The organism is Brachymonas sp. KE5, from assembly GCF_057773645.1.
In genome coordinates, this window is record NZ_CM173463.1 from 2,121,611 (window position 1) to 2,147,048 (window position 25,438).

24 protein-coding genes and 1 pseudogene are annotated in these 25,438 nt (G+C 65.8%); 6 read left to right on the forward strand and 19 right to left on the reverse strand.

Going from position 1 to position 25,438, the window contains the following annotated elements; translation table 11 throughout:
• Nucleotides 1-35: 35 nt before the first annotated feature.
• Genes ybgF through tolB form a run of 3 tightly spaced genes read right to left on the reverse strand, consistent with a single transcriptional unit; the run spans nucleotide 36 to nucleotide 2,701 of the window.
• A complete protein-coding gene (gene ybgF / locus ACX36O_RS10050; RefSeq protein ID WP_327020809.1) occupies nucleotides 36-821 on the reverse strand; it encodes a tol-pal system protein YbgF in 786 nt (261 codons plus the stop codon).
• A 31-nt stretch (nucleotides 822-852) separates the two neighbouring features.
• Nucleotides 853-1,341: an OmpA family protein gene (locus ACX36O_RS10055; protein WP_091813478.1), complete on the reverse strand. Its 489-nt coding sequence runs from the start codon at nucleotides 1,339-1,341 to the stop codon at nucleotides 853-855.
• Between the two features lie 46 nt (nucleotides 1,342-1,387).
• Complete coding sequence (tolB, locus tag ACX36O_RS10060; protein WP_488360237.1) at nucleotides 1,388-2,701, reverse strand: Tol-Pal system beta propeller repeat protein TolB; 1,314 nt, start codon at nucleotides 2,699-2,701, stop codon at nucleotides 1,388-1,390.
• A gap of 386 nt (nucleotides 2,702-3,087) precedes the next feature.
• On the opposite strand from tolB, the gene ACX36O_RS10065 reads away from it, so the two are divergent.
• Nucleotides 3,088-5,106 (forward strand): ATP-binding cassette domain-containing protein, encoded by a 2,019-nt coding sequence (locus ACX36O_RS10065; protein ID WP_488359729.1) that lies wholly within the window; start codon nucleotides 3,088-3,090, stop codon nucleotides 5,104-5,106.
• An 87-nt stretch (nucleotides 5,107-5,193) separates the two neighbouring features.
• Here the strand turns inward: ACX36O_RS10065 and rng are convergent, their stop codons facing one another.
• The 9 genes from rng to ACX36O_RS10110 all read right to left on the reverse strand — a co-directional run bounded on the left by rng (nucleotide 5,194) and on the right by ACX36O_RS10110 (nucleotide 13,480).
• Complete coding sequence (gene rng / locus ACX36O_RS10070; RefSeq protein ID WP_488359730.1) at nucleotides 5,194-6,708, reverse strand: ribonuclease G; 1,515 nt, start codon at nucleotides 6,706-6,708, stop codon at nucleotides 5,194-5,196.
• A gap of 91 nt (nucleotides 6,709-6,799) precedes the next feature.
• The gene (locus tag ACX36O_RS10075; RefSeq protein WP_213361340.1) at nucleotides 6,800-7,435 is read right to left on the reverse strand and encodes a Maf family protein; all 636 of its coding nucleotides are present in this window, start codon (nucleotides 7,433-7,435) and stop codon (nucleotides 6,800-6,802) included.
• A gap of 52 nt (nucleotides 7,436-7,487) precedes the next feature.
• Nucleotides 7,488-7,970, reverse strand: coding sequence for a 23S rRNA (pseudouridine(1915)-N(3))-methyltransferase RlmH (gene rlmH / locus ACX36O_RS10080; RefSeq protein WP_213361342.1), 483 nt, complete (start codon nucleotides 7,968-7,970; stop codon nucleotides 7,488-7,490).
• A gap of 6 nt (nucleotides 7,971-7,976) precedes the next feature.
• Nucleotides 7,977-8,906 carry a ribosome silencing factor gene (gene rsfS / locus ACX36O_RS10085; RefSeq protein WP_213362716.1) on the reverse strand — a complete coding sequence of 310 codons (930 nt, stop codon included), beginning with the start codon at nucleotides 8,904-8,906 and terminating at the stop codon, nucleotides 7,977-7,979.
• A gap of 86 nt (nucleotides 8,907-8,992) precedes the next feature.
• A complete protein-coding gene (gene nadD, locus ACX36O_RS10090; RefSeq protein ID WP_250131035.1) occupies nucleotides 8,993-9,658 on the reverse strand; it encodes a nicotinate (nicotinamide) nucleotide adenylyltransferase in 666 nt (221 codons plus the stop codon).
• Nucleotides 9,655-10,599, reverse strand: a complete 945-nt coding sequence (hemF, locus tag ACX36O_RS10095) for an oxygen-dependent coproporphyrinogen oxidase (protein WP_213361343.1) — start codon at nucleotides 10,597-10,599, stop codon at nucleotides 9,655-9,657. The genes nadD and hemF overlap by 4 nt, the downstream gene beginning before the upstream one ends.
• Before the next feature lie 88 nt (nucleotides 10,600-10,687).
• Nucleotides 10,688-11,407: a 1-acyl-sn-glycerol-3-phosphate acyltransferase gene (locus ACX36O_RS10100; protein ID WP_213361344.1), complete on the reverse strand. Its 720-nt coding sequence runs from the start codon at nucleotides 11,405-11,407 to the stop codon at nucleotides 10,688-10,690.
• Between the two features lie 21 nt (nucleotides 11,408-11,428).
• Nucleotides 11,429-12,745 (reverse strand): phosphoribosylamine--glycine ligase, encoded by a 1,317-nt coding sequence (purD, locus tag ACX36O_RS10105; RefSeq protein WP_213361345.1) that lies wholly within the window; start codon nucleotides 12,743-12,745, stop codon nucleotides 11,429-11,431.
• A gap of 3 nt (nucleotides 12,746-12,748) precedes the next feature.
• The gene (locus ACX36O_RS10110; RefSeq protein WP_213361346.1) at nucleotides 12,749-13,480 is read right to left on the reverse strand and encodes a YebC/PmpR family DNA-binding transcriptional regulator; all 732 of its coding nucleotides are present in this window, start codon (nucleotides 13,478-13,480) and stop codon (nucleotides 12,749-12,751) included.
• Nucleotides 13,481-13,578: 98 nt separating this feature from the next.
• Here ACX36O_RS10110 and ACX36O_RS10115 point away from each other — a divergent pair, with 98 nt between their 5' ends.
• Both ACX36O_RS10115 and upp read left to right on the forward strand, forming a co-directional pair.
• A complete protein-coding gene (locus ACX36O_RS10115) occupies nucleotides 13,579-15,096 on the forward strand; it encodes a helicase HerA-like C-terminal domain-containing protein (RefSeq protein ID WP_488359731.1) in 1,518 nt (505 codons plus the stop codon).
• Between the two features lie 16 nt (nucleotides 15,097-15,112).
• On the forward strand, nucleotides 15,113-15,751 hold the full coding sequence (gene upp, locus ACX36O_RS10120; protein ID WP_488359732.1) for a uracil phosphoribosyltransferase: 639 nt from the start codon (nucleotides 15,113-15,115) through the stop codon (nucleotides 15,749-15,751).
• A gap of 12 nt (nucleotides 15,752-15,763) precedes the next feature.
• Here upp and ACX36O_RS10125 read toward each other — a convergent pair whose 3' ends face one another.
• The 4 genes from ACX36O_RS10125 to clpS all read right to left on the reverse strand — a co-directional run bounded on the left by ACX36O_RS10125 (nucleotide 15,764) and on the right by clpS (nucleotide 19,538).
• Nucleotides 15,764-15,964, reverse strand: a complete 201-nt coding sequence (locus ACX36O_RS10125; protein ID WP_371698330.1) for a hypothetical protein — start codon at nucleotides 15,962-15,964, stop codon at nucleotides 15,764-15,766.
• A gap of 1 nt (nucleotide 15,965) precedes the next feature.
• Nucleotides 15,966-16,577: a Tll0287-like domain-containing protein gene (locus ACX36O_RS10130; protein WP_488359733.1), complete on the reverse strand. Its 612-nt coding sequence runs from the start codon at nucleotides 16,575-16,577 to the stop codon at nucleotides 15,966-15,968.
• A 161-nt stretch (nucleotides 16,578-16,738) separates the two neighbouring features.
• A complete protein-coding gene (gene clpA / locus ACX36O_RS10135; RefSeq protein ID WP_213361352.1) occupies nucleotides 16,739-19,078 on the reverse strand; it encodes an ATP-dependent Clp protease ATP-binding subunit ClpA in 2,340 nt (779 codons plus the stop codon).
• 97 nt (nucleotides 19,079-19,175) lie between these two features.
• Entirely contained in the window at nucleotides 19,176-19,538 is a 363-nt protein-coding gene (clpS, locus tag ACX36O_RS10140; RefSeq protein WP_213361353.1) for an ATP-dependent Clp protease adapter ClpS, read from the reverse strand.
• A gap of 277 nt (nucleotides 19,539-19,815) precedes the next feature.
• Between clpS and ACX36O_RS10145 the strand changes: the two are divergent.
• A pseudogene (locus tag ACX36O_RS10145) lies at nucleotides 19,816-20,007 on the forward strand (cold-shock protein); the annotation flags it as partial.
• Between the two features lie 194 nt (nucleotides 20,008-20,201).
• Here the strand turns inward: ACX36O_RS10145 and icd are convergent.
• A complete protein-coding gene (icd, locus tag ACX36O_RS10150) occupies nucleotides 20,202-21,455 on the reverse strand; it encodes an NADP-dependent isocitrate dehydrogenase (RefSeq protein WP_488359734.1) in 1,254 nt (417 codons plus the stop codon).
• A 287-nt stretch (nucleotides 21,456-21,742) separates the two neighbouring features.
• Here icd and ACX36O_RS10155 point away from each other — a divergent pair, with 287 nt between their 5' ends.
• Together ACX36O_RS10155 and ACX36O_RS10160 are read left to right on the forward strand one after the other, a co-directional pair.
• Nucleotides 21,743-22,078, forward strand: a complete 336-nt coding sequence (locus ACX36O_RS10155; RefSeq protein WP_213361357.1) for a hypothetical protein — start codon at nucleotides 21,743-21,745, stop codon at nucleotides 22,076-22,078.
• A 136-nt stretch (nucleotides 22,079-22,214) separates the two neighbouring features.
• Entirely contained in the window at nucleotides 22,215-22,709 is a 495-nt protein-coding gene (locus tag ACX36O_RS10160) for a DUF192 domain-containing protein (protein WP_488359735.1), read from the forward strand.
• A gap of 153 nt (nucleotides 22,710-22,862) precedes the next feature.
• Here the strand turns inward: ACX36O_RS10160 and ACX36O_RS10165 are convergent, their stop codons facing one another.
• Both ACX36O_RS10165 and xseA read right to left on the reverse strand, forming a co-directional pair.
• Nucleotides 22,863-23,444 carry a superoxide dismutase gene (locus tag ACX36O_RS10165; protein WP_213361359.1) on the reverse strand — a complete coding sequence of 194 codons (582 nt, stop codon included), beginning with the start codon at nucleotides 23,442-23,444 and terminating at the stop codon, nucleotides 22,863-22,865.
• Between the two features lie 199 nt (nucleotides 23,445-23,643).
• Nucleotides 23,644-25,125 carry an exodeoxyribonuclease VII large subunit gene (gene xseA / locus ACX36O_RS10170; protein ID WP_488359736.1) on the reverse strand — a complete coding sequence of 494 codons (1,482 nt, stop codon included), beginning with the start codon at nucleotides 25,123-25,125 and terminating at the stop codon, nucleotides 23,644-23,646.
• Nucleotides 25,126-25,438 lie beyond the last annotated feature (313 nt).

A 25,438-nucleotide genomic window follows, 5' to 3' on the forward strand; every position in this document is an offset into this window, starting at 1 on the left:
CACAAGCGGCCGTACGCGAGCCGCGACAACAGCGATCACTTCAGCCGCGCCAGCCGGTCCCGCGCAGCCTGCGCCGCCTCGGTTCGCGGATATTTGGCCACCAGCTGCTCCAGCGTCGCGCGTGCCGCCGCCGTTTCCTTCAGCTCGGTCTGGCAATTGGCGATCGACAGCAGCGCTTCCGGTGCGCGCTCATGATCCGGCGCCTGCGCCACCACGGCACGGAAGTTGGCCATGGCACTGCGGTAGTTGCGCTGGGCGTAATCCGAGTTGCCCAGCCAGAACAGAGCCGAGGTCTTCATGCTGCTTTGCGGACGGTTGCGCACAAAGGCGCGGAAGGCCGTTTGCGCCCTGGCATAGTCGCCCTTGCGGAAGTGGTTCAGGGCGGCATCGAATTCGGCCTTCTCCTTGCCACCGGCCGCCGCTTCGGCCTCTTCGCCATTGGCGGCAGACGAGGACGGACGCGCCGCGGAAGAGCCGCGCTCCTCCACCGCACGCGCCAGATCCTTCTGGCGCTGCTGCATCTCGGCCATGTCGCGCGAGAGCTGTTCCTCGCGCCCGCGCGACTTGGCCAGTTCGCTGCGCAGGGAATCGATCTGGTTCTGCAGTTCGAGCATGCTGCTGCGCGTGCGCGCCTGCTCCTCCGTCAGCGTCTGGTAACGCTGGCGCAAGTCCAGGATCGCACGGCGCGCCTCGTTGTCACCGAACAGCTGGGCCTGCGCCGGCAGCGGTGTCAGCACCGCAGCCGCCAGCGCCAGCAGCACCGCGCCCATGGGCGCGCCGCCGCGTTTCACATCCAGCCCCACTCCAGCATCCGATTTCATGGTCATCCCTGTCTGCCTGCAAAGCCGCCCATCAGCGGTACTTGAATTCCACGCGGCGGTTACGCTCGTTCTCGCCGCCTCCGCTCACTGCCGGGCGCTCCTCGCCAAAGCTCACCGCTTCCATCTGGGAATCGGCAACGCCCAGCACGGACAGCGAACGGCGCACGGCTTCGGCACGCTTCTGGCCCAGTGCCAGATTGTATTCACGGCCACCCACTTCGTCGGTATGGCCTTCCAGCATCACTTTGGCGTTCTTGTTGGCGTTCAGCCAGCGGGCATTGCCCTCGACGGTGGGACGGGCATCGGCGCGCACCGTGTACTGGTCGAAGTCGAAGTAGACCACCTTGGCCGCATCCTGCGGGCCGCCGCTGCCAGCCAGGCCGGATTCGGTGCCCACCGGGGCAACGGTGGATTGCGCATCGGTGCCGGAGCCGGCATTGGCCGATTCATCCACCTTCACGGCAGAGGAACAGGCGGCCAGGGAAGCGGCAATGGCGAGGGTCAGTAGGGTACGCTGCATGTCGATGACTCCTTTTGTGCGTGGTTAACGTAAAAAGCGGTCCGCGTCAGCGGCCCATGGGTGCCCAGGCCGGCTCGCGGATGTCTCCGCTACGGCCGGCCAGGCGGGTCTTGATCTTGCCGTCGATGCTGGTGGTCATCAGTGCCTCGCCACCTGCGGTGCGCGTGGCATAGACGATCATCTTGCTGTTCGGGGCAAAGCTGGGCTTCTCGTCGTGTGCGGTATCGGTCACCAGATTGACAGTGCCGCTTTGCAGATCCATGACAGCCACCTTGTAGCCGCCGCTGCGCGTGATGTAGGCCATGCTGCGGCCATCGGCGCTGATGCTGGGGGAGATGTTGTAGCCGCCCTGGAAGGTGATGCGCCTGGCCTCGCCGCCGCTGGTGGCAATGCGGTAGATCTGCGGCGAACCGCCACGGTCGCTCACGAAATAGACGCTGCCGCCATCCGGGCTGAAGGTGGCTTCGGTATCGATGCCCACGCTGCGCGACAGCAGGCGCGGCTCGCCGCCGGCGGCGGGAATCAGGTAGAGCTGAGAGCCGCCATCCTTGGTCAGCGTCACGGCCAGTGTGCGGCCATCCGGCGACCAGGCCGGCGCGCTGTTGGAGCCGCGGAAGTTGGCCACGGCGCGGCGCTGGCCGCTGCGCACGTCATGCACGTACACCACCGGCTTGCCGCTCTCGAACGACACATAGGCCAGCCTGCTGCCGTCCGGCGACCAGGACGGAGAGATGATGGACTGGCGGCTGCTCAGCGCGGCCTGCGCATTCTCGCCATCGGCATCGGCCACCCACAGCGTGTAGCGGCCACCGGCCTTGGTCACATAGGACACCCGGCTGGAGAATACGCCCTTCTCGCCGGTGATGCGCTCATAGATCCAGTCGGCAGCACGGTGCGAGGCCAGGCGCAGGTCGGCCTGCGGCACGGTATAGCTCTGGCCGCCCATGTCGCTGTTCCTGGCCACATCCCACAGGCGGAAGCGCACCGCATAGCGGCCATCGCCCTGGCGCTGCACGCTGCCCGCCACCAGATAGTCGGAGCCTGCCGCACGGAAGGTGCTGACCACCGGCTTGCTGTTTTCATCGAGCTGGCCGGCATCCACCGGAATGGCACGGAACAGGCCGGTACGCAGCAGATCGGCCTGAATGATGGAGGCCGGCTTCTGCGGCGCCTCGGCCTCGCCGCGGAAGGGCGAGGAAGTGATCGGGTACTGCGTTACGCCGGCGCCGGTGATTTCCACGCGGAACTCGGCCCGGGCCGGTGCGGCGGCCAGGCTGGCCACCAGCAGGCCGGCCAGCGTGGCGTGCCTGGCGAAGCTGCCGCCGGGGCGCCTGCGCTGCAGGCTGGCAGCGCTGAACATGGGGACAAGGGATTGGCGAATCAGGTCAATCAGCATGGAATGTGTGATGGAATGGATGCCACGCAGGCTGCCCTGTCAGGCAGGACCCGCTTCGTCGGGCAGACGGAACAGGAGAGCGAAGGCGGACAGCACTGGCACCCAAAGCCGGCCCCGAAGGCCCGGACCAGCATGCCAAGCGGCTCCCGCACAGCCCGGACAGTACCGAGCACAGCACATGCTACACAGGGAACGCCCCAGGGCGCCAGCGCACGCCGTTACAAACCGTAAGAAAAACCGCCGATGTTTTGCCGCTTGTGACTACCGATGCGTCAGGAACACCCCGCGCCGGCAGCGCCCGAAGCGGCCCCGCCGTCTACAATGCTTGCAGACTTTGAAAAACCGTGCCCATGAACAGTTCCCCCGCCGGCGCCCCAGCCGACGCGCCGCAGCCTGAAGCGGCCCCCTCTCCCGCGGCTGCGGCCGACCTGCCCAGCCAGTCGCTCTGGGCACGCTTGCGCCGCATCGCCGGCTATTTCGGCACCAGCCGCAAGTGGTGGGTGTTTGCCGTGCTGGCCACGCTGATCGGCTCGCTGACTGAAGCCGGCATTCCCGCCTTGCTCAAGCCCCTGCTCGACCGCGGTTTCACGCAAGGCTCGCTGCAGTTGTGGGCCGTGCCTGCCGCCGTGCTGACGCTGTTCGTGCTGCGCGGCGTGGCCGGCTTCGCCGCCCAGTATGCGCTCTCCCGCATCGCCAACGACGGCATGGTCAAGCTGCGCCAGGACATGTTCGCCCGCCTGCTCGATGCCGAACTGGGCCTGTTCTCGCGCCAGTCAGCCAGCAGCCTCTCCAACACGGTGGTCTACGAGGTGCAGAACGGCGCAACCATGCTGGTGCATGCCCTGCTCGGCCTGTCGCGCGACACCTTCACGCTGATCGCTCTGGTGGGCTACCTGCTGTACCTGAACTGGCAGCTCACCATGGTGATCGTGGTGCTGGTGCCCGGCATGTCCTGGGTGATGCGCAAGCTCTCGCGCCGGCTCTACGGCCTGACCAAACAGGGCCAGCAGGCCACCGATGAACTGGCCTATGTGGTCGAGGAAAACGTGCTGGCCCACCGCATGGTGCGCCTGCATGGAGCGCAGGAACAGCAGCAGGAGCGCTTCGGTTTCCTGAGCCGGCGCCTGCGCCAGCTCGCGCTCAAGTCCACCGTGGCGGCCTCGGCAATGACGCCTCTGACACAGTCCGTCGCCGCAGTCGCCCTGTCGGCCGTGCTCACCATCGCACTGTGGCAGGCCCAGGCCGCCAGCGATGCCGAGCGCGCTGTCACCGTCGGCGGTTTCGTCGCCTTCGTGGCCGCCATGATGATGCTGGTGGCGCCGATCCGCCGCCTGGCCGACGTGGCCAACCCGATCACGCGCGGCGTGGCCGCGCTGGAGCGCGGGCTGAGCATGGTCGAAACCGTGCCGCCCGAGCCGCAGGAGCAGCCCGCCGCTGCCGTGCCGGCGCAGGCACGCGGCGATATCCGCTTCGATGCCGTGCAGGTGCGCTATGTGCCGCAGGCGTCGGCGCGGCCGGACGGGATTCCCGTTGCAAACGGCAACATCCCCGCAGAGGCCAAGCCCATCCAGGACGGCACACCCGACGCTTCTGCCCCGGCAAGCCAGGGAGAGGCTGGCGGCGACACAATGCCGAAGGACGGCGATGCCGGCCCTGCAGCGAACGTCCTGCCCCACGAGGAAGAGACCCCCGCCCTGCAAGGCGTCAGCCTCTCCATCGCCCCCGGCGAAGTCGTCGCCTTCGTCGGCCCCTCCGGCTCGGGCAAGACCACACTGGTGAACCTGCTGCCGCGCTTCGTGCTGCCCAGCAGCGGCAGCGTACTGCTCGACGGCATCCCGCTGGACCAGTGGCCACTGCTGGCCCTGCGTTCGCAAATCGCCATGGTCACGCAGGACGTAGTGATGCTGAACCAGAGCATTGCCGCCAACGTGGCGCTGGGCCAGGAGATCGACCGCGACCGCGTGCAGGCCGCGCTCGAAGCCGCCAACTTGTCCGCCCATATCGCGCGCCTGCCGCAGGGCATGGACACGGTGGTCGGCCACAACGCCACCCAGCTGTCGGGGGGCCAGCGCCAGCGCCTGGCCATCGCCCGCGCCATCTACAAGAACGCGCCCATCCTGATCCTGGACGAAGCCACCTCCGCGCTCGACAACGAATCCGAGCGCCTGGTGCAGGAAGCCCTGCAGCACCTGATGCAGGGCCGCACCACGTTGATCGTGGCCCACCGCCTGAGCACCATCGAGCATGCCGACCGCGTGGTGGTGATGGAAGCCGGCCGCATCGTCGAACAGGGCAGCCATGCCGAGCTGCTGCAAGCCGGCGGCGTCTATGCGCGGCTGCAACACCGCGGGGCACTGGGCACTCAGTGAAGGGCCAATCTGCCCAAAGGCAGTGCGACAGGGTTCCGGGAGAGTAACCGGTAGCGGCGCGCAGCAGCAAACTGCTTCGCGCCGCCCTTAAATCAGCACGATATCGTACTGATCCTGCGCCAGCCCCGCCTCGGCCTGTAGCGAGATCGGCTTGCCGATGAATTCGCTCAGGCCCGCCAGATGCTGGCTTTCCTCGTCCAGGAACAGCTCGATCACCTGCGGCGACGCAATCACGCGGAATTCCTGCGGATGGAACTGGCGCGCCTCGCGCAGCACCTCGCGCAGGATGTCGTAGGCCACGCTGCGCGGCGTTTTCACCATGCCGGAGCCCTTGCAGGTGGGGCAGACCTCGCTCAGCATGCGGGCCAGCGATTCGCGCGTGCGCTTGCGCGTCATCTCCACCAGCCCCAGCTGCGAAAAATCACCCACCATGGTCTTGATGCGGTCGCGTTGCAGCTGGCGGCGCAGCTCGGCCAGCACCCCCTGCTGGTGTTCCGGCCGCACCATGTCGATAAAGTCCACCAGGATGATGCCGCCCAGGTTGCGCAGCCGCATCTGGCGCGCAATTGCCTGCGCTGCCTCCAGGTTGGTCTTGAAGATGGTCTCGTCAAAGTTGCGTGCACCGACAAAGCCGCCGGTGTTCACATCGATGGTCGTCAGCGCTTCGGTCTGGTCGATCACCACGTAGCCGCCGGATTTCAGGTCCACGCGCCGGCCCAGCGCCCGCGCGATCTCCTCGTCGATCGAGAACAGGTCGAAAATCGGCCGCTCGCCCTTGTAGTGCTGCAACTTTTCGGCGGCGGCGGGCATGAACTCTTCGCCAAAGGCACGCAGCAACTGGTACTGCTCCTGCGAGTCGATGCGGATGCTCTGGGTGTTTTCGTCCACCATGTCGCGCAGCACGCGCTGCAGCAGGCTCAGGTCCTGATGCAGCAGCGAGGGCGCCGGCTGGCGCAGCGAGAGTTCACGGATGCGCGCGCACGCCTTGCGCAGATAGCGCATGTCCTGCTCCAGTTCGGCGTCGCTGGCATCTTCGGCATTGGTGCGCACGATGTAGCCACCCGGCCGGTTCAACCCCGGCTCCGGCGGCAGCTGTGACTGCAGCAACTGCACGCGCTCGCGCAAGGCATCGCGCTGCGGCAGCGGAATTTTCTGCGACACGCCAATGCTGTCGTCCTGCGGCAGATACACCATCATGCGCCCTGCAATGCTGATCTGCGTGGACAGGCGCGCGCCCTTGCTGCCGAGCGGATCCTTGATCACCTGCACCATCAGCGTCTGGCCCTCGAACAGCAGCTTCTCGATCGGCTTCGGGCCGGCCACCGCCTGGTTGGCAGTGGCGCGCACGCCCTCCACGCCGTCGGATTCACCGCTGCGCTGCCACACGTCCGCCACATGCAGGAAGGCCGCGCGCTCCAGCCCGATATCGACAAAGGCCGACTGCATGCCGGGAAGCACGCGCACCACCTTGCCCAGATAGATATTGCCCACGCGCCCGCGCTGCAGCGTGCGCTCGATATGCAGCTCCTGCACCACGCCGTGCTCCACCACGGCAGCGCGTGTCTCCTGCGGAGACCAGTTGATCAGAATGTCTTGTTGCATGAAACCATCCGTCCAGCCTGCACGTCCTGCCGGTAGGCATGGATCTCCCTGCGTTCTGCCGGGTTGGCAGGCGGCGCGTCGACAGGCAAGCCTATATTCTCCACCCGAAGCCGCGCAGCAGGCGGGCTGTCTCGAACAAAGGCAGGCCCATGATGCCGGAAAAGCTGCCATCGATATGCGCGATCAGCGTGGCGGCGTGGCCCTGCACGCCATAGGCTCCGGCCTTGCCAAACGGCTCGCCGGTGGCGACGTAGGCGGTGATGCGGCCGGCGTCGAGCTCATCGAAGCGGACCTCGGAAATGCTCAGTTCCTCGTGCAGCGTGGCATTCTGCAGTGCATCGGGAGCCGCGCCGGGCACGCCGATTGCCACCGCCGTCAGCACCTCATGCTGCCGGCCCGACAGTTGCGCCAGCATCGCCGTCGCCTCCTGCGCATCGGCCGGCTTGCCCAGAATGGTGTCGCCCAGCGCCACCGTGGTGTCGGCACACAGCACCGGCGCAGGCGGCAGACCGCGACGCTGCCAGCGCTGCAGCGCAGCCTGCAGCTTCAGCAGCGTCACGCGCTGCACATAGTCACGCGGCGACTCGCCCGGCAACACCGCCTCCAGGCTCTCTGCATCCTCATCGGCATCAGGCAACAGCAACTGGTGTGCCACGCCGATCTGCTCCAGCAACTGGGCGCGACGGGGACTCTGGGAGGCGAGGTAGACGAAGGGCTTGGCGGACATGGCAGGGATACGGCGCAAAGACGTTCAGTATGCCCCGAAACCTGGGGTGCGCTCACTCCCGGTGGTAGGGATGCCCGGCATTCACCGACCAGGCACGGTAGAGCTGCTCCACCAGCAGCACGCGCGCCATGGCATGCGGCAGCGTCAGGTCGGACAGGCGGATGCGTTCGTGCGCCTGCTGGCGCAGCGCCGGCAACAGGCCGTCCGGGCCGCCAATCAGCAGTGCCACATCATCGCCCTGCTGCTGCCAGCCCCGCAGCTTGTCGGCCAGCGCCTTGGTGGTCACGGTAGTGCCGCGCTCGTCCAGCGCGACGATGCGCCGGCCCTTGTTGCAGGCGCTGTCGATGGCCGCCTCGATGCGCTGCGCCTCGGCCTGCATCAGTTGCTCGGCCGTCTTGCCACCGCTGCGCGGCTCGGTCTTGACGGTGCGGCAATCCAGCCGCAACTCGGGCGGAAAGCGCTTGGCATAGTCGTCAAAGGCGGTTTGTGCCCAATCGGGCATCTTCTGCCCGACCGCGACGATCACCAGCTTCATGCCGGTTTAACTCTTGGCCTTGATGGTCTTCTTGGTCACGGTCTTGCCGACCACCACGGTCACGACCGGCGCCTTGCGGGCGCGCGGCTTGGCGGGCTTTTCGACAGCAGCGTCGGCTGTCGGCATGGCGGCGGTCTTGCGCGTGGCAGGCTTGCGCGTAGCGGCGGGTGTCCCTGCGCCCGCATCGGTCACGCTGGCTGTTGCCGGCTTGGCGGAATTGGCCGCAGTCGAGCGGGAAGCAGTCGCCTTGGGAGCAGCCTTGCCAGCCACGGGCTTGCTTGCCGTGGGCTTGGCAGCGGTGGCTTTCGGTGCTGCTGCCTTGCTGGCAGCCGTCTTGGCGGCAGCGGCCTTGGGAGCCGCCGCCTTCTCGGCCGCCGGAGTCGCGCTGGCAGTGGCTGCCGACGCAGTCATCGCCGCCGTCTTGCGCACCGGCTTGGCCGGCGCTTCGCTCAACTCCGTACCAGCCTCGGTCGCAGCGGCAGCCGCTGCTTCCTTCTTGGCCGCCGTACGCGCCGCGGTACGCGACACCTTTTTCTCGGCTGCCGCCTTGGCCGCCGCCGCACCCATGCGCATGCGCACCGGTTTCTCGCCCCAGATATCTTCCAGCGTGTAGTACTGGCGGATGGCGGGCTGCATGATGTGCACCACGGCACTGCCACAGTCCACGATGATCCACTCGCCGTTCTCCTCGCCTTCCATGCGCGGCTTGTTGAAGCCGGCATCACGCACGGCGTCACGCACGCTGGCGGCCAGGGCCTTGGTCTGACGGTTGGAAGTACCGGATGCAATCACCACACGCTCGAACAGCGGCGACAGGTGCTCGGTATTGAACACCTGGATGTTCTGCGCCTTCACGTCTTCCAGACCGTCCACGATGGCACGCTGCAGCTTCTGGATCATCTTGCCCGCAGCCGGAGAATCGTCCGTGATGGACATCTCGACGGGGAACTCGCCGGCCTGTGCCTTGGGGGCGATGGCGGGTTTCTTGGAGGGGGTCTTGGCAGAAGTTTTTTCAGTGGCCATCAGGTGTGGGAAGTCAAGTAGAGTTGATGTCGTTCAATATACTGTGCCACGCCAGGCGGCACAAGGCTTTGCAGCCAGGCGCGACGAGTCGCGCCGTCGTCTGACATGCGCTGTTGCATGCCGGCACGAATCCGGGTGGAACTGGCGTCGCTGGCCGGCAAGTGTAGCTGCACCGTGCGCAGATCGGGCAGTTGCGCGCGCACCTGGGCCAGTTCCTGCTCCACCGCGGTCTGTTCCGCGCCAGGGCGTTGCAATACGGCCACCGTCACGCTGCGCAGCAATTCGTCGGCGCGCTGCCACTGCGGCAGGCTGTGCAGCAGGTCCTGGCCCATCACCAGATACCAGTCGATCTCCTGCTCGCCCAGCGCGGCATGGCGCTGCTGCAGCTCGTGCAGGGTGTCGATGGTGTAGGTCGTGCCTTCGCGCTGCACCTCGCAGTCGTCCACCTGCACTTCGGGCACGCTCTCGAAAGCCAGCCGCGCCATCGCCAGCCGATGTTCGGCAGCCGTCAGGCGGCGCTGCTTCATCCAGGGCTGGCCGGTGGGGATCACGTACAGGCGGTTAAGTGCCAGTTGTTCCACGGCAGCCCGGGCCAGTCCGAGATGCGCCTTGTGCGGCGGATCGAAGGCGCCGCCGTAGATGCCGATGCGCATGCGTTGCGTCACGCGGCCAGCCAGTCGCGGCGCTGCAGGAAATGCGCCGTCAGTTGCGCCTCGTGCGAGCCTTCCGGTTCGGTGCGCTGGTAGCTCCAGTTTGCCAGCGGCGGCATGGAGAGCAGGATGGATTCGGTGCGGCCGCCGCTCTGCAGCCCGAAGTGCGTGCCGCGATCCCACACCAGATTGAACTCGACGTAGCGGCCACGGCGGTAGAGCTGGAAATTGCGCTCGCGCTCGCCCCAGGCCATATCCTTGCGGCGCTGCACGATCGGCAGGTAGGCCGGCAGGAAACCGTCGGCCACCGCCTGCAGCATGGCGAAGTTGCGTGCAAAGTCGAATTCTGCGAAGTCATCGAAAAACACGCCGCCAATGCCGCGTTGCTCGTTGCGATGCCTGAGGAAGAAATACTCGTCGCACCACTGCTTGAAACGCGGGTACTTGTCGTCGCCAAAGGGCTGCAGCGCCTGCTGGCAGACGCGGTGGAAATGCACGCAGTCCTCGTCGAAGCCGTAATACGGCGTCAGGTCCATGCCGCCGCCAAACCAGCAGACGGCCGCGGCATTGGCCGGCAGCGCGGCGATCATGCGCACGTTCATGTGCACCGTGGGCACATAGGGATTGCGCGGGTGGAACACCAGCGACACGCCCATGGCCTCGAAGGGCGCGCCGGCCAGTTCCGGGCGATGTTGCGTGGCCGAGGGTGGCAGTTGCGGCCCGCGCACGTTCGACAGGCCGACACCGGCACGCTCGAACACGCTGCCGCCTTCCAGGATCATGGTGCGGCCATGGCCCTGCAGACGCTCGCCCGGCTCCTTGCGCCAGTCGTCCACCACGAAGCGTGCCTGCGGCTCCATGGCCTGCACGGCATCGGTGATGCGCTGCTGCAGGCCCTGCAGAAAGGTCAGCACACTGGATGTTTCGGCGGTGTCGAGCGAAGAGGTGTTCATCATGGCCATGTGAATTGGTGCATGCCGCAACTTGCAAAATGTTGCTGGGGAAAAAGTGTGCGCCGCTCAGTGCCAGCGCGACAACCGGAATTTACTGCCGGGCATCCTGACCGGCGTCAGCGTCCCGGGAGCGGCCCCGCTCATAGGGGCGCACGGGGGCCGCCTTTTCCGGATGGTAACCGGTACGCCTCTCGTAATAGCGCGCCAGCGCGGCGAAATCCGCTTCCATGTCGCCGCTGCAGCGCACATAGTGCTGCACGCCGATCTGCTTGTGGCCGTAGTCGATGTAGGCCAGCCCGAGCGGACAGTCGGCAGCGCGCCAGAGATGGTAGAAACCGGTGCGCCAGCCATTGGTGTAGCTGCGCGTGCCTTCCGGCGCGACCGCCAGCCAGAAGAAATCCGCCTCGCGCATCTGCTGCATGGTCTGCTCGACCACGCCATGCGCCGCCTTGCGGTTGATGGCCACGCCGCCGACCCAGCGGATCCAGCGACCGATCACCGGCAGCCGCGTGGCGCTGTCCTTGATCCAGAAACGGAACGGCAGGCCATGGGACCACTTGTAGAGCAGGCCCAGGGGAAAGTCCCAGTTCGAGGTGTGTGGATACACCACCAACAGGCCACGCGGATCCGGGAGGCCGGGAAAGTCATTGCGCCAGCCCAGCACCTTCAGGCACCACGCCGCCAGCCGGCTGCCTCCCGGCGGAACCAGCGGGCCGGAAGCGGGCATGGGCACCACCTCCAGTCCCGGCACCGGGCCCGCATCGACCAGCCCGCGCTGTTGCGAAGTTGGCTGTACGTCCTGCGCCTGCATGCCCGCTCCCGCAGGTCCGGCTCAGGCCTGGCTGCCGGAATGCCCGGCGGCGCGGTGACCGATATCGGTGCGGAACTGCATCTCGGGCAGCTGCACCTGCTGCATGGCGGCATAGGCCCTGGCCTGCGCCAGCTTCACGCTGTCGGCCAGCGCCGTCACGCACAGCACGCGGCCGCCGCTGCTGAGCAGCTTGCCATCGTCATCCAGGCGCGTGCCGGCATGGAACACCTTCACATCATCCGTATCCAGCGGCAGCTGGCTGATGGCCTCGCCGGTGCGGGGCTGCATCGGGTAACCCGGTGCGGCCACCACCACGCCCAGGGTGACGCGACGGTCCCACTGGGGCTCCACATCGGCCAGGCGCTTGCCATGGCCGCCGACCGGTTCGGTCGCTGCCATCAACAGCTCGAACAGGTCGGACTTCAGGCGCATCAGGATCGGCTGCGTTTCCGGATCGCCCATGCGGCAGTTGAACTCCAGCGTCTTGACCTTGCCATCGGCGTCGATCATCAGGCCGGCATACAGAAAGCCCGTGTAGGTGATGCCGTCTTTGGCCATGCCGCGGATGGTCGGCAGGATCACCTCGCGCATGGCGCGGGCGTGCACGTCGGCCGTGACCACCGGCGCGGGGGAATAGGCACCCATGCCACCGGTGTTGGGGCCCTCGTCCTTGTCGAGCAGGCGCTTGTGGTCCTGGCTGGTGGCCAGTGCCACCACCTCGCTGCCGTCGCACACCACCATGAAGCTGGCTTCCTCGCCCTGCAGGAATTCCTCGATAACCACGCGCGCGCCGCCTTCGTTGTGCTGCACGCCCAGGGTGTTGTCCACCAGCATGAAGTCGACCGCCTCATGCGCTTCCTGCAGCGTCATGGCCACCACCACGCCCTTGCCGGCGGCCAAGCCGTCGGCCTTGACCACGATGGGCGCGCCGATCTTGTCGACATAGGCATGGGCCGCAGCCGGATCGGTGAAGGTATCGAACGCTGCCGTGGGAATGCCATGGCGCTGCATGAAGGCCTTGCTGAAGGCCTTGGAGCTTTCGAGTTGCGCGGCCGCCTGCGTGGGGCCGAAGATGCGCAGGCCGTTGGCGCGAAACAGGTCCACCACGCCAGCCGCCAGCGGCGCCTCGGGGCCAACCACGGTCAGCTCGATCTGCTGCGCCTTGGCCCAGTCGCACAGTTCGTTCAAATCCTTGATGGGCAGGTTCTCGAGCTTGGGCTCGCGCGCCGTGCCGCCGTTGCCGGGCGCCACGAACACCTTGGTCACGCGCTCGGATTGCGCCAGTTTCCAGGCCAGGGCATGTTCACGGCCGCCGCTGCCGATCACCAGTACTTGCATGCTTTACTCTCCCAGGTCCAGTTCCGCGTTGTGATAGACGTTCTGCACGTCATCCTGGTCTTCCAGCATGTCGAGCAGCTTCTGCATTTTCTGCGCATCGTCACCGGCCAGTTCGATGCTGTTCTCGGCACGCATCGTAACCTCTGCCACCTCGGCCTGCAGGCCGGCCGCCTCCAGCGCCTCCTTCACCGTCTCGAAATCGCCCGGCGCAGTCAGCACCTCGATGGCGCCTTCCTCGTCGGTGATGACGTCCTCGGCGCCCGCTTCGAGCGCCACTTCCATCACCTTCTCCTCGTCGGTGCCGGGGGCATAGATGAACTGGCCCACATGCTGAAACTGGAATGCCACCGAGCCTTCGGTGCCCAGATTGCCGCCGTTCTTGCTCAGGATGTGACGCACTTCCGCCACGGTGCGCACGCGGTTGTCGGTCATGGTGTCGACGATGATGGCGGCGCCGCCGATGCCGTAGCCCTCGTAGCGGATTTCCTCGTAGGTGACGCCTTCGAGGTTGCCGGTGGCCTTGTCGATGTTGCGCTTGATGTTGTCGGCCGGCATGTTGGCGGCCTTGGCCTTGTCGATGGCCAGACGCAGGCGCGGGTTGGCAGCGGGATCGCCACCACCATTGCGTGCCGCGACGATGATTTCACGAATCAGCCGCGTCCAGATCTTGCCCCGCTTTTCGTCCTGACGGCCCTTGCGGTGCTGGATATTGGCCCACTTGCTATGCCCTGCCATGATGGATAATCCTTTTCAATCTTTCCCGTCCCTGTCTCTGTCTGCAGGGACAACCTCCTATTCTACTTTTTTAGCTGCCGCTCCCCGAGGACAACCCCATGGCCGACCCGATGTTGATTGCGAAAAATGCACAGACCGAGTGCGCCCTGCTGCCGGCGCTTGCCAACCGCCACGGCCTGATCACCGGCGCCACCGGCACCGGCAAGACGGTGACGCTGCAGAAACTGGCGGAATCCTTCTCGCAGATCGGCGTACCGGTGTTCATGGCCGACATCAAGGGCGACCTGACCGGCATCAGCCAGAGCGGCAACATCGGCGGCAAGATGGCCGGCGTATTGCAGGAGCGCGGCATCGCGCTGCCGCAGCCCCTGGCCTGCCCCACCACGCTGTGGGACGTGTTCGGCGAGCAGGGCCATCCGGTGCGCGCCACAGTGAGCGACATGGGCCCGCTGCTGCTGGCGCGCATGCTGAACCTGAACGACACCCAGGCCGGCGTGCTCAACATCGTGTTCCGCATCGCCGATGACAACGGCATGCTGCTGCTCGACCTGAAGGACCTGCGCGCCATGCTGCAGTACGTGGGCGAGAACGCCAGCCAGTTCACCACGCAGTACGGCAACATCAGCAGCGCCAGCGTGGGCGCCATCCAGCGCGGCCTGCTGCAGATCGAGAGCCAGGGCGGCGACAGGTTCTTCGGCGAGCCCATGCTCAACATCGAGGACCTGATGCAGACCGTCTCCGGCCAGGGCATGATCAACATCCTTGCCGCCGACAAGCTGCTGCAGGCGCCGCGCCTGTATGCCAGCTTCCTGCTGTGGATGCTGTCCGAACTGTTCGAGCAGCTGCCCGAAATCGGCGATCCGGACAAGCCCAAGCTGGTGTTCTTCTTCGACGAGGCGCATCTGCTGTTCGACGATGCGCCCAAGGTGCTGCTGGAGCGCATCGAACTGGTGGTGCGTCTGGTGCGCTCCAAGGGCGTGGGCGTGTATTTCGTCACGCAGAACCCGATCGACATCCCCGATACCGTGCTGGCCCAGCTCGGCAACCGCGTGCAGCATGCGCTGCGCGCCTACACCCCGCGCGACCAGAAGGCCGTCAAGGCCACGGCCGAGACCATGCGGCCCAACCCGGAGATCGACATTGCGCAGGCCATCACCGAACTGGCCACCGGCGAGGCGCTGGTCAGCTTCCTCGACGAGAAAGGCCGCCCCGGCGTGACGCAACGCGTCTATGTGGTGCCGCCCGGCAGCCAGATCGGCCCGATCACGCCCGAGCAGCGCCAGGCATTGCTGGCCAATTCGCTGGTGGCGGGCAATTACGAGAAGGCGATCGACCGCGAATCCGCCTACGAGATGCTGCAGCAGCGCGGCGCGGCAGCGGCTGCCAATGCCGGCAAGGAAGGCGCTACAGGCAAGCCCGGCGCACCCGCGCAGCCGGACGAAGGCCTGCTCGGCAGCGTCGGCGGCATGGTGAAGGAAGCCCTGTTCGGCCGCACCGGCCCGCGCGGAGGGCAGTATGACGGTCTGGTGCAATCCATGGCCAAGTCGGCGGTGCGCAGTGCCGGCCGCGAAATCATCCGTGGCGTGCTCGGGGGCATCCTGGGCCGCCGCCGTTAAAACTGGGAAAACAACGATGACAAGCACACCCGAAGTCCACCACATCCAGCACCCGCTGATCCAGCACAAGCTCACGCTGATGCGCAACCGGGAGGCGAGCACCAGCTCGTTCCGCCGCCTGCTCAACGAACTGAGCGCGCTGATGGCCTACGAGATCACGCGCGACATGCCGATGCAGGAGATCGAGGTCGAGACCCCGCTCGAAAAAACCACCGGCAAGGTCATCGACGGCAAGAAGCTGGCGCTGATCAGCATCCTGCGCGCCGGCAACGGCCTGCTCGACGGCATGCTCAGCGTAGTGCCGGGCGCGCGCGTCGGCCACGTCGGCCTGTACCGCGATCCGAAGACGCTGCAGGCGGTGGAATACTATTTCAAGATGCCGGCGCACATGGAAGAGCGCGACGCCATCGTGGTCGATCCCATGCTGGCCACCGGCAACTCGGCCGTGATGGCGCTGGACCGCATCAAGGTGCTCAAGCCGCGCTCCATCAAGTTCGTCTGCCTGCTGACCTGCCCCGAAGGCATTGCCACGCTGCACAAGGCGCACCCGGACGTGCCGATCTACACCGCAGCGATCGACCGCGGGCTGAACGAGAAAGGCTATATCGTGCCTGGCCTGGGGGATGCCGGCGACCGGATCTTCGGGACGCTGTAAGCCCCACCGCCGTCAGCGGTCGGCTTCAAACTCCGCGATGCGGCGCTGCTGCTCCTGCTGGCTGAGGCTGTCCCATTCGGCCCGAGCCTTGGCGTTCGACTCTTCGAGTGCTTCCACCGTCTTGCGCAAGGCCTCGTCCGGATCGCCCACGCCGAAATGAGACCAGGACAGCAGGGTCCGGGTGCCGTCGGCATTCAAACGGATGCGTGTCATGTCAGTTCGCCACCGGCTGGCGCAGCGTCATCGCGCCACGGATCTGGCCGAGGGTAAAGCCGGTGCCCTTGTCATTCGGATAGAGCTGGGCCAGCTTCTGCGCCACGCCCGGGCCGAGCTTGTCGGCCGTGCCGTGGCACTGCAGGCAGGTCTGCTGCACCGGCAGCGCGCGCATGTAGCGGCGGATCTGCTGGCCGTTTTCCGTCACCACTTCGGCGCGCTCCAGCTTGGCCGGGTCCACGCCGGCGGCCTGGGCCTTGTCGAAGGATTCCAGCGTGGCGCGCTCCCAGGCATCGGGCACGGCCTTGGGGTTGCGATTCTTCAGGCTGACGCGGCGGATCTGCCAGCCGGTCTGCTCGGAAGCGGCCTTGGCCAGCTTGGGTGCTTCCTTGCTGCAGACGTCGATGGCACCAGCCGGGCCACGTTCCTTGATGGCGGGCTGCAGCACGGCCAGCAGCCTGGGCGGCATGGAAGACGCCGCCGCACGCGCATCCGCCACCCAGGGCTCGACGGCGGGCGTCGCGGCAGCCTGCGGGGCAGACGGCTTACTGGTGTTGCAGGCAGCGAGCAAGGGCACACAGGTTGCGGCCAGGATCAGGGCGGAAGTTTTCATGAGTCGGGCTCTTTCAGTGGTGTTGGCAGGGAAAGGCGAGCCCTGATCATACTTAAGCTTCATGTAAAACCTTTACAGGGTTCCCCCTTGCGTGCCGCCATCAATAAAAAAAGCCAGTCGCGAACGACTGGCTTGGGTCGGAGCAAGACCTGTCAGCAGGATCAGCCCGCCGGCGCCTTCTCCTCCGGCTCGGCAGTGCCCGGCTTGGGCTCCTTCTTCGCCAGCGGCTGGATGTCCAGCACGATGCCGTTGTTCTCTTCCTGCTTCTCGTCGTAGTCTACCGTCAGGCGGCCGCCTTCGGTCAGGCGACCAAACAGCAGTTCGTCGGCCAGCGCCTTGCGGATGGTGTCCTGGATCAGGCGCTGCATGGGGCGTGCGCCCATGAGCGGATCGAAGCCCTTCTTCGCCAGATGCTTGCGCAGCACGTCGGTGAAGGTCACTTCCACCTTCTTCTCGATCAGCTGGTGCTCCAACTGCAGCAGGAACTTGTCCACCACGCGCAGGATGACCTGCTCGTCCAGCGGTTTGAAGCTCACGATGGCGTCGAGTCGGTTGCGGAACTCGGGCGTGAACAGGCGCTTGATGTCGGCCATCTCGTCGCCCGCCTGGCGCGCCGTAGTGAAGCCGATGGTCGCCTTGTTGATGGTCTCGGCGCCCGCGTTGGTGGTCATGATGATCACCACGTTGCGGAAATCGGCCTTGCGTCCGTTGTTGTCCGTCAGCGTGCCGTGGTCCATGACCTGCAGCAGCACGTTGAAGATGTCCGGGTGTGCCTTCTCGATCTCGTCGAGCAGCAGCACGCAGTGCGGCTTCTTGCTGATCTGTTCGGTCAGCAGGCCGCCCTGGTCGAAGCCGACGTAGCCCGGAGGCGCGCCGATGAGGCGGCTCACGGCATGGCGCTCCATGTACTCCGACATGTCGAAACGCACCAGATCCACGCCCATGATGTAGGCGAGTTGCTTGGCCGCTTCGGTCTTGCCGACGCCGGTGGGGCCGCTGAACAGGAAGGCGCCGATCGGCTTGTCCTGCTTGCCCAGGCCGGAGCGCGCCATCTTGACGCTGGACGCCAGCACCTCGAGCGCCTTGTCCTGGCCGAACACCACGCTCTTGAGGTCGCGCTCCAGCGTGGCCAGCTTGCCGCGGTCATCGCTGCTGACGCTGGCCGGCGGAATGCGCGCGATCTTGGCCACGATGTCCTCGATCTCGCCCTTGCCGATGGTCTTCTTGCGCTTGCTCGCCACCACGATGCGCTGTGCCGCACCGGCCTCGTCGATCACGTCGATGGCCTTGTCGGGCAACTGGCGGTCGTTGATGTACTTGGCGCTCAGCTCGGCCGCAGCCTGCAGCGCTGCCTGTGCATACTTGACGTTGTGGTGCTCCTCGAAGCGCGACTTCAGGCCCTTGAGGATTTCCACCGTCTGCTCCACCGTCGGCTCGACCACATCCACCTTCTGGAAGCGCCGCGACAGCGCCGCATCCTTTTCGAAGATGCCGCGGTACTCGGTGAAGGTGGTAGCGCCCACGCACTTGATCTGCCCGCTGGACAGGGCCGGCTTGAGCAGGTTGGAGGCATCCATGGTGCCGCCCGAGGCCGCACCGGCGCCGATCAGCGTGTGGATCTCGTCGATGAACAGGATGGAGTCCGGCTTGTCCTTGAGCGCCTTGAGCACGGCCTTGAGACGCTGCTCGAAGTCGCCGCGGTACTTGGTGCCGGCCAGCAAGGCGCCCATGTCGAGCGCGAACACTTCGGCATCGGCCAGCACCTCGGGCACCGTGCCCTGGGTGATGCGCCAGGCCAGGCCTTCGGCAATCGCGGTCTTGCCCACGCCGGCCTCGCCCACCAGCAGCGGGTTGTTCTTGCGGCGGCGACACAGAATCTGGATCACGCGCTCGACCTCGTAGTCGCGGCCGATCAGCGGATCGATCTTGCCTTCCCTGGCAGCCTGGTTCAGGTTGTTGGTGAACTGGTCCAGCGGCGAACCCTTCTCGCTGCGCTCGCCCTGCTCCTCGCCACCCTCGTTCTGGCCGCTGTCATCGGGCTTGGACGGCTCCTCCGATTCGCCGGTCTTGCGGATGCCATGCGCGATGTAGTTGACCACGTCGAGGCGGGTCACGCCCTGCTGGTGCAGGTAGTAGACGGCGTGGGAGTCCTTCTCGCCGAAGATGGCCACGAGCACGTTGGCGCCCGTTACCTCCTTCTTGCCGTTGCCGGTGGACTGCACGTGCATGATGGCACGCTGGATCACGCGCTGGAAACCCAGCGTGGGTTGCGTGTCCACCTCGTCATTGCCCGGCATCTGCGGGCTGTGGTCCTTGATGAAATTGCCCAGCGAGGTGCGCAAATCATCCCCGTTGGCTGCACAGGCGTGCAACACCTCGGACGCACTGGGGTTGTCCAGCAGCGCCAGCAGCAGGTGCTCGACCGTCAGAAACTCGTGCCTTTGCTGCCGAGCTTCCACGAACGCCATGTGCAAGGTTACTTCCAGCTCTTGTGCGATCATCACTTCTTCCTTTCGCCACACGGCATTGCGAATGTCTTCATATTACCCAACATGCATCCGCTTTGCCCTGCGGGTGCATATGGGGATATCCCGGCCGTTATTCAACCGGCTCGCAAATGCACTGCAGCGGATGGCCGGCGGCGCGCGCGGCTTCCATCACATGCTCGACCTTGGTCTGGGCGATGTCCTTGGGGTAGACGCCACAGATGCCGCGCCCTTCCATGTGCACCTTGAGCATGATGCTGGTGGCGGCCTCGCGGTCCTTGTTGAAGAACTCCTGCAGCACCAGCACGACGAACTCCATCGGCGTGAAATCGTCGTTCAGCAGCACCACCTGGTACATGGCGGGCGGCTTGGTGGCGAGGCGGCGCGGGCGCGTGGCCAGTCCGATGTCACTGTCGCGGGAGGGAGTGTGATCCGGCGGTTGCACCGGCGGCTGTTCGGGAGGAATGGTGGCCATAGGGTGATGTTGAAGAACCCCGGCACCTGCACACGCGCACGAAAACCTGTCCGCAGGGGCCGGATGCAAGGATTTTACGGCAGCCCGCAAAAGCGCGCAGCGGGTACGGCGATAGGCCTGTTTCTGTAGCGAAGTGATACAAATTCCTGCCAAATTCGCCCAGATTGCTGTTTTCTTGACCTGAAGCAAGCTCCGGCGGCATACCCCCAATGGGCAAGAAACGAGCCCGCTGATAGCATCGCCGGGGTGAAATAGTCCACAGTTCGAGAGGTAGAGGATGGCTACGGGGATAGTGAAATGGTTCAGTGATGCCAAAGGGTACGGCTTCATCCAGCCCGATGACGCCGGCAACGATGTGTTCGCGCATTTTTCCGCCATCGAGATGGATGGCTTCAAGACGCTCAAGCCCGGCGTGCGCGTGCAGTACGAGCTGCATGACGGACCCAAGGGCGTGCATGCCCTGCAGATCGTGCCGGTGGATGCCAAGCCTGCCCTGAACGGCATCGCCATGCTGCAGGAAGACGCGCCTCTGCTGCAGGACTCCGCCCCGCCGCCGCAGGACGCCCTGCACTTCTGATTCGTTCGCATCCAAAACAAAGCCCCGACGCCTTGCGGTGCCGGGGCTGCAGCTTTTGGGGGTAGCCGGAGCCACCCCTTGCGAGCTTACATGTTGTCGATCATCACCTGACCGAAACCGGAGCAGCTCACCTGCGTGGCGCCTTCCATCAGGCGGGCGAAGTCGTAGGTGACCTTCTTGCTGGCGATGGATTTTTCCATGCTGCTGATGATCAGGTCGGCCGCTTCGGTCCAGCCCATGTGGCGCAGCATCATTTCGGCGGACAGGATTTCGGAACCGGGGTTCACGTAGTCCTTGCCGGCGTACTTGGGAGCGGTGCCGTGGGTGGCTTCGAACATGGCCACGTTGTCGGACAGGTTGGCACCCGGGGCGATGCCGATGCCGCCGACCTGGGCAGCCAGGGCGTCGGACACGTAGTCGCCGTTCAGGTTCAGCGTGGCGATCACGCTGTACTCGGCCGGGCGCAGCAGGATCTGCTGCAGGAAGGCGTCAGCGATGCTGTCCTTGATGATGATCTCGCCACCCGTCTTCGGGTTCTTGATCTTCATCCACGGGCCGCCGTCGATCAGCTCGCCACCGAATTCGGTCTGGGCCAGCTCGTAACCCCAGTCACGGAAGCCGCCTTCGGTGAACTTCATGATGTTGCCCTTGTGCACGATGGTCACGCTAGGCTTGTTGTTGTCGATGGCGTACTGGATGGCCTTGCGCACCAGACGCTGCGTGCCTTCCTTGGACACGGGCTTGACGCCGATGCCGGAGGTCTCGGGGAAGCGGATCTTGGTGACACCGAAGTCTTCCTGCAGGATCTTGATCAGCTTCTTGGCCTTTTCGGACTGGGCTTCGAATTCGATGCCGGCATAGATGTCTTCGCTGTTCTCGCGGAAGATCACCATGTTGGTCTTGTGGGGCTCTTTCACCGGGGAGGGCACGCCGGCGAAGTACTGGATCGGGCGCAGGCAGACGTACAGGTCGAGTTCCTGGCGCAGGGCCACGTTCAGGGAGCGGATGCCGCCACCGACGGGGGTGGTCAGCGGGCCCTTGATGGAGACCACGTAGTCGCGCACGGCGTCCAGCGTCTCTTGCGGCAGCCACACGTCGGGGCCGTAGACCTTGGTGGATTTTTCGCCGGCGTAGACTTCCATCCAGTGGATCTTGCGCTTGCCGCCGTAGGCCTTGGCCACGGCTGCGTCCACCACTTTCAGCATCACGGGCGTGATATCGAAGCCGGTGCCGTCACCCTCGATGTAGGGAATGATGACCTGGTCGGGCACGTTCAACGACATGTCGGCGTTGACGGTGATTTTCTGGCCCTCGGCGGGCACCTTGATATGCTGGTACATAGTCGCTCCGATGTGGTTATTGGCAAGTCAGACAGGCATGCAGACAGGGCCGCACTGGTGGCGAGGCCACGCCGACATGGTCGGCTGATCATTCTACCGGCAAATGTCACAAAGGATTCCCCGAGGACAAGCCCTAGGCACTCAACTTGCTAACAACTGACAACCAGGCTTCTGTTGCAGACGCTGTTTCAGTTGTCATTTGCGCCCCCTGTCTTTTCGCGGGAGCCAACCGTAAACTTGCCTCCGCCCTCAGCGTTTGGGGGTGCAACTTTCCCCGAGACTGACCCATGAAGAAAATCATTGCCCTGATCGCCGCCACCGCTGCTGCCGGCGCTTTTGCTGCTGCTCCCGCCGCCAAGACCGCTCCGGTTTCCGCTCCGAAGGCTTCCGCCTCGGCCGTGGCTGCCGTGTCCAAGACCCCGGCTTCCGCCGTGTCTGCCGTGACCACTGCCAAGCCGGCCCCCAAGGCGGTTGCCAAGAAGGCCGCCAAGCCGGCTCCCAGGAAGGCTGTCAAGGCTGCTCCCGCCATGAAGGCCGCCCCTGCCACCCCGGCTGCTCCCGCAGTGAAGGCCACTCCGGCTGCCCCGGCAGTGAAGGCTGCTGCCTCCGCAGCCAAGAAGTAATCAGCCGCGCTGACACGCGTCCCCAAGGCCCGCAACGCACCGGCGCTGCGGGCTTTTTCATGTGGATACGGAAAACCCCTGCGGTTCGGTGCACACTTACGGTCAACGCTTCGCCAACCGATTTCCGCCCTGTTCCATGAACCTGTCCTTCCGTCCGATTTCCACCGTCCTGCTGCTGGCATTCGCCGGCACATTCGCGCAGGCCCAGCCCGCAGCGGCCGCGGCGTCGCAGCCCCAGCTCGACCTGCAGCGCGCCACCCTGCAGGCAGGGCGTCAGAAGATCAGCGTGCAACTGGCGCGCACGCCGCAGCAGCGCCAGACCGGCCTGATGCACCGCCGCTCCATGCCGCAGCAGGAGGGCATGCTGTTCGTGTTCGACCAGCCCGGCGTGCAGTGCTTCTGGATGAAGAACACCCTGCTGCCGCTTACCGCCGCCTTTGTCGACGATGACGGCACCATCGTGAACCTGGCCGACATGCAGCCGCAGACCGAAACGCCGCACTGCTCGGCACGGCCGGTGCGCTACGTGCTCGAGATGAACCAGGGCTGGTTCAAGCGCCATGGCGTGAAAGCGGGCACACGCCTGAAGTGGCTGCAAACGGCACCGTCGGCTGCGAAAGCCGGTTCCTGAGCAGAACAGGGCAGCCGTCCGGCAGGCCGGCAAGGCCATCGCACCCGCCGGACCGGAATCCGCTCCATCGACAAAACAAAAGGACTGTCCCTTTCGGGCACAGTCCTTTTGTCATTATGCGCGGCGCGCCAGACGGCGCGCCACCAGCGCCGATCAGGCGAAGTTCTTCTCGGCGAACTCCCAGTTGGCCAGCTTGTTCAGGAAGGCTTCCACGAACTTGGGACGGGCGTTGCGGTAGTCGATGTAGTAGGCATGCTCCCACACGTCCACGGTCAGCAGGGCCTTGTCGTCGGTGGTCAGCGGCGTGCCGGCGGGGCCGGTGTTGACGATGTCCACGCTGCCGTCGGCCTTCTTCACCAGCCAGGTCCAGCCGGAACCGAAGTTGCCCACGGCAGACTTGGTGAAGGCTTCCTTGAAGGCATCGAAGCTGCCCCACTTGGCGTTGATGGCTTCAGCCAGGGCGCCGGACGGCTGGCCACCGCCATTGGGCTTGAGGCAGTTCCAGAAGAAGGTGTGATTCCAGATCTGGGCTGCGTTGTTGTAGATGCCGCCGCTGGACTTCTTGACGATCTCTTCCAGTTCCATGGATTCGAACTCGGTGCCCTTCTGCAGGTTGTTCAGATTGTCCACGTAGGCCTTGTGGTGCTTGCCGTGGTGGTATTCCAGGGTTTCCTTGGAATAGTCAGGCTCGAGGGCGTCGATCGCAAACGGCAGGGGGGGCAGTTGGTGTTCCATGGCTATGTCCTTGTGAAATTGGTTGATCGGTTGCCGGGCGCACGGCCTTGCGGTGTCGCCCGGATGCGGGCGATGCACGCGCAGTGTTGCGGCCGGCTGCTGCCCGCATTTTGTAACAGACAGGCAGACCGCCGCATTGTCGCACAGGCTGGTGTCCCCGGCTTGTCGGCAGGGGCATCGCCCCCCTGCAGGCGCAGGACTACACGGGTTCGCCTGCGTCCAGGCTGCCCTGACGCGCAACCGGCACAAGGGTGACGCTGCCGTCGCTGACGGTGGCGCGCACCTGCTGGCCGGGGCGGAACTGGGCGCGCTGGTGGATCACGTGGCCGTTTTCGTCCTGCAGCAGCGCGTAGCCACGGGCCAGCGCCTGGGTCGGATCGAGCAGGCGCAACGCGTGCTCGGCCACCTGCAGGCGGTGGCGTGCCTGCACCAGGCGTTCGCGTAGGGCCTGCTGCATGACCTGTCGTGCATCGGCCTGCAGCAGATGCTCGGCGCGCAGCTGCTCGCGCACGGCGGTGGCCAGTTCCATCTGTACCCCCTGCAGACGGGCGCGGTAGCCGCCCTGCACAGTCTGGCGCGTGACGGCACGCTCCAGCCGGCTGCCGAGGCCGTCGAGTCGCGACCGGCTGGCCAGCAGGGCCTGGCGGCGCTGCTGCTGCAGGCGCAGGTCCAGGTCGTGCAGGTGCAGGCGCTGCTGGCGGGCCAGCGTGCCGGTGCGCGCCAGGCCCCAGCCGAGGCGGTCCAGCCGCTGGGCGTGGCCGTCGAGCTGGCGGCCGGCGAGTTGCTGCAGGCGCTGCATGCGGTGCGCGGCCTGCAGCCAGGCATCGCGCCGGGGCTGCGCGGCAAGCTCGGCGGCCGCGGTCGGCGTGGGGGCGCGCACATCGGCGCAGAAGTCGGCAATGGTGAAATCGGTTTCGTGGCCGACGCCCACGATCAGCGGCACCGGGCTGGCGACGATGGCATGGGCGAGTTCCGTGTCGTTGAAGGCCCAGAGGTCTTCCAGAGAGCCGCCGCCGCGCACCAGCAGGATGGTGTCGATGGGCGGCAGGTCCGGCGTGGCTTCGCCCTGCTGCTGGCGGCTGGCGATGGCATACAGGCGCTCGAGCGCCGAAACCAGTTCTGCCGGAGCCGCAGCGCCCTGCACCAGTGCCGGCACCAGCAGCACCGGTACATGCGGTGCGCGGCGGCGCAGCGCCGTGACCACGTCGCGCAAGGCGGCGGCACCGAGCGAGGTGACAAGGCCGATGCCGCGCGGGTGCTGCGTGGGTGTGCGCTTGCGCTCCGGGTCGAACAGCCCTTGCGCCTCCAGCGCAGCCTTGCGGCGCAGGAAGTCCTCATACAAGGCCCCCTGGCCGGCACGGCGCATGCCTTCGACGATCAGCTGCAGATCGCCGCGCGCTTCGTACACCGCCAGCCGGCCATACACCTCGACCTGATCGCCTTCGCGCGGCGACCAGTCCATCAGGCTGGCGGCACGGCGGAACATGGCACAGCGCAACTGGCCGCTGGCATCCTTGAGGCTGAAATAGCAGTGCCCGCTGGACGCCCGGCTGAAACCCGACAGTTCGCCTTGCACGCTGACCGGCCCGAAACGGGCGTCCAGCATGTCGGCCACGGCGCGGCAGAGCGCGCCCACCTGCCACACGCGGTTGCGGCCCTGGGGCGCGGGCTCAAAGGCCATGGATGGCTCCGAAAGGCTTTGTGACAGATCGGCCGGATTTTGTCACAAACCCGGCCCCGATGCCGCGGAGATGCAGAGAGATCGTCATAACCCTTTGATTTTTATACAAAAAATATCTGCTCAATTTGTAATCAATCTGTCACCCACACGGGGATTTGTGTATTTGGCGCATGCATGCAAGGCTTTTCCACAAGGTTATCCACATTTTGCGTGGACAACTTTCCGGTGGCCCGGGACAAACCCGGATGGCGCGAAAACCGGGGTTCTGGAAGCGATGATAGCGCCGGCTTCGGCGCCTGCGCCGGACCACAGG